Annotated in this window: 2 protein-coding genes; both read right to left on the minus strand. The window is 69.8% G+C overall.

Annotated elements, in window-relative coordinates:
- Nucleotides 1–708, minus strand: a 708-nt coding sequence (locus I5E_RS15185; RefSeq protein WP_022907730.1) for a carbohydrate ABC transporter permease, incomplete at its 3' end; no start/stop codon positions are given.
- A gap of 90 nt (nucleotides 709–798) precedes the next feature.
- Nucleotides 799–2,106, minus strand: coding sequence for an ABC transporter substrate-binding protein (locus I5E_RS15190; protein WP_022907731.1), 1,308 nt, complete (start codon nucleotides 2,104–2,106; stop codon nucleotides 799–801).
- Nucleotides 2,107–2,169: the final 63 nt, after the last annotated feature.

Below are 2,169 nucleotides of genomic sequence, written 5' to 3' on the forward strand. Positions count from 1 at the left end.
CTCGACCCCGAACCAGTGCTGGCCGCTGATCCCCCCACCCGGGCCACGCGGGGCACCGAACGAGTTGAGCGCGTCGATGTGGATGCCCTGCATGGCGGACATCACGAGCACCATCGTCAGACCGGACACCGCCCAGACGACGAGCACGCAGATGAGCAGCGTCGCCAGGGGCCCGTTCACGAGCCACGCGGTGCTGCCGTCGGTGATGCCGAGCCAGCGCAGGACCATGTTCACGGCGCCGGAGTTGGGCTGCGCCTCGAGCACGAGCATGAACGACAGCGTGGTCAGTCCGACGACGTACGGCAGGAAGAACACCGTGCGCAGGAAGGTGCTCCCGCGTCGGCGGGCCCGGATCAGCACGGCCAGGAAGTACCCGAGCGCCAGGATCGGCACGGTGACGATCGCCGTGTAGAGCAGCGTGTACCCGATGGCGTGCACGAACGTCGGGTCCTGGAACAGCGTCAGGTAGTTCTGCAGCCCGATGAACCGGTACGGCCCGATCAGGGGCCAGTTCGTGAACGAGATGTAGAGCGCGAAGACGAGCGGCGCGAGGACGAACACCGCGACGAACAGGATCGCCGGGGTGACGAGCACGGCGCCGGTGCGCGGCGGGTGCGTGAGTGAGTTCCGGGACGGACCCGGGCGGCTGGTGCCACGGCCGACGGTCGGGCGGCCAGCGCCGGTCCGTCGGTTGGAGATGGTGGTCATGTCTGCACCTCTCTGTGCAACGAGCGAGCGGGCGAGCGGACGAGCGGGCGAGCGGACGAGCGGACGAGCGGACGCGCGAGCGACCGACGCTCAGGCCTGGACCTGGTCGAGGATCCGCGTGTAGTCGGACTGTGCTGCCCGCATCGCGGCGCTGACCCCGGACCCGAACACCGCCTCGCGGAACATGGCGAAGTACGGCGACGAGGGCTGGTTGACGAGCAGGTTGTAGGCGAGCGTCCGCGGCGCGTACCCCTTGTCGATCGCGTCGAGCGGGCCGAACGCGAGTGGGTACTTCTTGCGGTACGCGGGCGTCGCGGCGTCGGACCGTGTCGGGAAGTACCCGCCGTCCGGCAGCGCCTGCTGCTGCTGCAGCCCGTTCGCGTACTGCATGAACGCCCAGCCTCCCGACGGGTTCGCGGCCCCGTTCGGGATGCACATGTTGTCGCCACCGTCGAAGAACGACCGCTTGCCGTCCCACGACGGGATGAGCACCGTCTGCATCTTCGCCCGCAACGCCTTGGTGGCCGCGGGCACGGTCGCACCGTACGAGGTCGGGAAGATGCCGACCTTCCCGGCGCGGAAGTCGGCACCCCACGTGGTCCCGGCGTCCGCGAAGGTCGCCTTCGACAGCGCACCGTCCTTCCACAGCTGCCGGTAGAACTCGAGCATGCGCTCGAGTGCCTCGTTGCCGGTGATGTTCGCCGTCTGCTCGCCGACCTCGCCGGACATCATGTCGACGCCCGTGGCCCAGACGTGCGGCTGCGTGACGAACCCGATGATCCCCGCCGAGTTGCCGGCGATCGACCACCCGTACACGTCGTCGCCGGTCTTCCGGATCGCCGTCGCGGCGTCGAGCAGCGAGTCGAGGTCCTTCGTCGAGTCCTGGACGTCGAGGCCGGCCCGGTCGAACAGCTCGGTGTTGACGAACAGCTGCGAGTTGTCCGCCAGGTACGGCAGCCCGTAGTACCGGTCGCGGTACTCGAGCAGCCGCAGGTGGCCGGGCGAGATGGCGTCGAAGTAGTCGAGCCCCTTCACGACGTCGGTGAGGTCGGCGAAGGCCTCGCGGAAGATGAACAGCTGCGAGTTGATGTCGTCGATGTCCACGACGTCCGGCGGCTCGCCACCCCGGATCGCGGTCGCGAGCTTCGTGACGTACTGCCCGTCCGGCACCGGCGTCAGCTCGACCTGGAGCTTCGGGTTCGCCTTGTTGAACCCGGCGACCGCCGCCGTCAGGCCGGCCTGCGTCGCGGACCGGCACCAGACGTGCACGGTGCCGGTCGCGTTCCGACCGAAGCTCGCGACCTGCGCGTCGACCTTCGGCAGGGTGCCGGAGCACCCCGCGAGGGCGAGGGGCGCCCCACCGGCGAGACCGCCGACGAGGAACGCTCTGCGGTCCATCGGGTCACCGTGCCAGCGGGGAGCACACGCGCATCGGCGCGGCTCCGCGGGTCGCCCAGGCGT

It is taken from the genome of Curtobacterium sp. B18 (assembly GCF_000333375.1).
Lineage (GTDB): Bacteria > Actinomycetota > Actinomycetes > Actinomycetales > Microbacteriaceae > Curtobacterium.

Coding starts and splice junctions, on each gene's coding strand:
- I5E_RS15190 (WP_022907731.1), bottom strand. CDS start 2,106: ATGGACCGCAGAGCGTTCCTCGTCGGCGGTCTCGCCGGTGGGGCGCCC.